The organism is Vibrio sp. M260118 (genome assembly GCF_036533755.1).
Taxonomy (GTDB): Bacteria; Pseudomonadota; Gammaproteobacteria; order Enterobacterales; family Vibrionaceae; genus Vibrio.
Map to the genome: position 1 here is coordinate 1 of NZ_JATABG010000289.1, position 4,718 is coordinate 4,718.

Annotated in this window: 3 protein-coding genes; all 3 read right to left on the reverse strand. The window is 46.3% G+C overall.

What is annotated here, in order from left to right; all coding sequences use genetic code 11:
* The coding region (gene lpxK / locus QTO00_RS15110) for a tetraacyldisaccharide 4'-kinase (RefSeq protein ID WP_331425526.1) at window positions 1–858 on the reverse strand (858 nt) is incomplete at its 3' end.
* Window positions 858–2,606, reverse strand: a complete 1,749-nt coding sequence (msbA, locus tag QTO00_RS15115) for a lipid A ABC transporter ATP-binding protein/permease MsbA (protein ID WP_331425527.1) — start codon at window positions 2,604–2,606, stop codon at window positions 858–860. The genes msbA and lpxK, both read right to left, overlap by 1 nt.
* Before the next feature lie 33 nt (window positions 2,607–2,639).
* On the reverse strand, window positions 2,640–4,718 hold a 2,079-nt coding region (locus QTO00_RS15120; protein WP_331425528.1), incomplete at its 5' end, for a DNA internalization-related competence protein ComEC/Rec2.

The following is a 4,718-nucleotide window of genomic DNA, read 5'->3' on the forward strand; positions in this document are numbered from 1 at the left end:
AATCATATGCTCGCCTTTCGCGGCAAGAGCATTCAACTCTGACGGTTCAAAATCTTTGTGATCGACAAAACCTTGCTGTACCGCTGGTTTTGCCCCCAATTGTTCAAGTGTATTAAAAAATCTTGGCGGATGCCCAATTCCAGCCATTGCTACTAGACGGCCATCAAGCTTAGCAACATCTTCACGTTGTTGAGTGTTTAGATTGACGGCTTGAGTCGGTTTTAGCACCATTGCCGCTTCATTGCTGTGCGCACTGCCACCATTGGTGATGATAAAGTCCACTTCTGCTAACCTATCCGTTGATTCGCGCAATGGTCCCAAGGGTATTAGAGACTCGTTACCAAAACGTCTTACCCCATCAACCACCACTATCTCAACATCGCGCTGCAGAGCGTAGTGCTGTAGACCGTCATCGGTAATGATGATGTCGACACCAAGTGGCAGCAGCGCCTTTACAGCGTCACTTCTGGTTGGAGAAACCGCAACTGGAGCGCCAGTGCGTTTAAAAATGAGCTTTGGCTCGTCACCACAATGTTTCGCTGACGTTTCGTCTTCAACTAATAACGGATAGATCGGAGCTTTAGCCCCATAACCACGTGACACTACACCCGGCTTATAACCAAGGGCTTGAAGCTTCTCTACCAGCCAAATCACCACTGGCGTTTTACCATTACCACCTGCGGTGATATTACCAACTACGATCACAGGGACTGGCGCTTTGTAACTCGTTCGTTTACCCGTTTGATAATCCGCACGCCTAGAACGACTAATCGAACCAAACAACAAACTTAATGGCCACAAAAGCGGCCATAGTAAGTACTTTAGCGGATGATTCTCAAACCAGATTTTCTCAATCATTAGGCACCGAACTGAATTCTATGTAGCTGTGCATAAGCGCCATCTTTTTCAATCAACTCACTGTGATTGCCGCGCTCAACGATTTCACCTTCGTCAACGACTAAGATCTCATCAGCGTTTTCAATTGTAGAGAGACGGTGAGCAATAACCAGAACCGTTTTGTTCTTCTGCAGCTCATCGAGTGCCGATTGAATCGCCTTCTCAGATTCAGTATCCAGAGCCGATGTCGCCTCATCGAGAATCAAGACAGGAGCATCACGCAGAAGCGCTCGTGCAATCGCAATACGTTGTCTCTGACCGCCAGACAGGCTCGCACCATTTTCGCCAATCATGGTATCAAGGCCATCATCCATGTTATCGATAAAATCCATCGCATAGGCCAAGCGAGCTGCATGCTCAATCTGCTCTCGGCTGTATTGCTCATTCGCCGCGTAAGAGATGTTATTTGCAATAGTGTCGTTGAACAGATGCACGTTTTGCGAAACCAAAGCAAAGTGAGAACGTAGATTGGTCAAGCTGTAATCACGAACGTCGTGGTCATCTAGATAAATGTTACCTGAATCAACATCGTAGAAGCGGGTAAACAGGTTGGCAATGGTACTTTTCCCGGAGCCTGAACGGCCAACCAGCGCCACGGTTTTTCCCTTAGGAATTTTAAAGCTAACATTGCTTAGCGCAGGTTTCTCTTTACCTTCATAGGTAAAGGTAACGTCTTTCACTTCGATTTCGCCGCGCACCTTTTCAACTTGGTATTTTCCGTTATCCTGCTCTGTCTCTAGATCCATTAACGCAAACAGGGTTTGGCTTGCGGCCATACCGCGCTGGAAATCTGATGTGACATTGGTCAGTGCTTTAAGTGGACGCATCAAACCGAACATGGCGGAGAATACAACCGTAAAAGTACCTGGAGTCAGCTCTGTGCGAATTGAATCAACGCTTGCTAAAAATAGCACGACAACCAAAGCAAGAGATGCAATAACTTGGATCACGGGGTTCGCGATTGCCTGAGCCGCAACCAACTTCATCGATTGCTGACGCATGCCATTGCTGACTGAGTCGAAGCGCGCTTTCTCAACTTCTTGACCACCATAGCTCAATACCACTTTATGGCCTTTAAGCATCTGCTCTGCCGAAGAGGTCACACTACCCATCGCCTCTTGCATATTTTTAGAGATCTTACGGAAGCGCTTAGAAACAAAGCTGATACCCCAAGCCACAATTGGCGCAACAACAATCAAAACCAGTGAGAGCTGCCAACTATTCCAGAACATCAAAACCAATAAGCCGATAATGCTCGCTCCCTCGCGAACAATACTCACCAAGGCACGACTGGTAGCTCCAGCAACTTGTTCCGAGTCATAGGTAATGCGCGACAGCAACCCACCTGCTGATTCCTTATCAAAATAGGAAACTGGCATATGCATAAACTGATTAAAGATAGCCCGCCTCATCTCCATCACTACATTGCCAGAAACCCAACTCAAGCAATATGTGGATACGAAACCACTTAGGCCACGCAAAACCATCATACCAAAGATAATGAAGGGTACGATTCTTAGAAAATTCGAGCCGGCGTCTCCAAAGCCCTCATCTAATAGGGGTTTAAGGAGTGACATCATGTAAGTGTCAGCGGCGGCGTTAACAATGAGCGCAACAACAGCGACAGCCAGACCTGCTTTGTACAATCGGATGTAGGTCCACAAGCGCTGAAAGGTTTGCCACGTGGTTTCGTCTTGATTCAGAGACATAGAAGTGCTTATTTTTCTTTTACAATAGAGACGCTATTCTACTCGGTTACGTAGCATCTGCCTATACCAAGTCTTACCTTTGAACTCCCTTAGCGCCGTTACTTGATAAGTTTGTGGATAGAAATCGATTGATATCTGACCATGCTGCCCTGTGTCCATCCATTTCGCTCCAGCATCTTTGTACCTTTGTACCACTGTTTTATTTGGCAATGCCCAGCGACCACTCATCGCTAATGAGGCAATCGCAACCTCTGGGTTCACGGCTTTTACAAACGCAGCAGTGGAAGAAGTTTTACTACCATGGTGAGGAACGAGCAGAATATCGGAATCTAATCGTCCCGGCTTCCTGACCAGTATCCATTCAGCGATGGTCTCTATGTCACCGGCCAACAGCAGAGTTGCCGAACTGGCTTGATGCTTGAGCCTAATAACGCACGAGTGAGGGTTGTATGCACGTAACACTGTCTTCGGTGGCCATATCGCTTCGATAGTGACTTTATCCCATTGCCATGACTTACCTGCAATGCAGGGTGTCACTGAATGATCCCACTGACTGGTTATGACAGTTCTTGGCTGCCATTTGGCTTTGATTTGATCTGCACCGCCCGCATGGTCGTTATCAAAATGGCTAATGGCAAAATAATCTAAGTTATTGATTCCGTGACTTATCATCCAAGGGGTAATGATTTGTTCCGCAATACTCGACGTGTTCCAAGCAGCCCCTGTATCGTACAACAGCGCGCGTTCTCCTTGTTGGACAACAACGGAAAGGCCGTGGCCGACATCAAGAACCACTAACCGCCACAGAGGGGCTTCTCGCCAGTTGCTAATACCTAGCCCAATACAAACTGCTAGAAGAGTAAGATAGCGCTTCGACACTACTCGATTGAGAAACAGCAGCAAAATACCAATCATTAAGCAAGTGAGCGTTTGCCTTGATACATCACTCCATCCCCATTCAGAATAATTCATTGCCCACTGAACCAAGGCTAAACTTCTATCCAATCCCCACCAAGGTAGCATTGGTGATTCAAGCAACAGCTGAGCGCTGAAGGCAACAAACACCAAAGGAATAACAACTAAGGAGAACCAAGGAACAAAGATTAAATTATAGAAGACTGCACCTATACTAACGCCATGAAACAGGTAGATGACTAGGGGCGCCATAAACACAATTAAAAACAGTTGAACCTTAATGGCATCTACAACAAAGTAGCCACGTTTTGTTCGTATTCCCTGGTAGAACAGCAAAATACCCACGGCAATCATCGACATCCATAAACTCGCCGATGCTGCAGCAAATGGGTCGAAACACAATAAAACAGCTAGAACCAGTAACCACTTGTACAAGCTAGGTAAATGTCCTGCTAACTGCTGTAAGAAACACAGTAGTATGCACATAACTAGTGCACGTTGGGTTGGAATGGAGAATCCTGCGAGCCATGCGTAGCAAAGCGCCAGGGTTAAGCCAAGCAGTATCGGCGAATACAATAACAGTCGATGAACTCTGGCTAGTATGATTCCTAATGCCCAGCCTATCGCAAACGCAATACCGACATGTAAACCGGAAATGGCAATCAAATGACTGAGTCCACTCTGTTTAAGCTGTTGCCAGGTTTGCTGACTAATATCATCTCGAATACCAAATAGCAGTGCCAAAACCATGGCTCTATGCTCAAGCGATTCAGTACGAGCTTGAACCGAGGAGATCATCTGCATTCTTACGCTTGGGTTGCTAACGACAAAATAACTCTGTTTCGGCGTAATTGAACCAATCCCTACGATGCCTTGACTCAGAGCATGCAGCTCTGCGTCGTAGCCAACATCATTCATCAACCCGACGATGGGTTTGATTTTGATATGCGCTGAAAGCTGGTCTCCCAAATTCAGTAACGTTGGGCTGTTTAAACGTATCTTAGGTTGGTTTAAAGTGGTTAAGGCTTCACCATTGATTGATCTAACTACAACAATGCCCTGAAAGCCGAAATTTATTGGCCTAAAAAGGCTGTCAACGTCCGCGATTATGGTAATATCCCGACCAGCTTGAAAAAGCATTTCTGTTTGATATCGCAATAAGTTGCCGTGCATCAGGATGACAACACACGCTAAGGC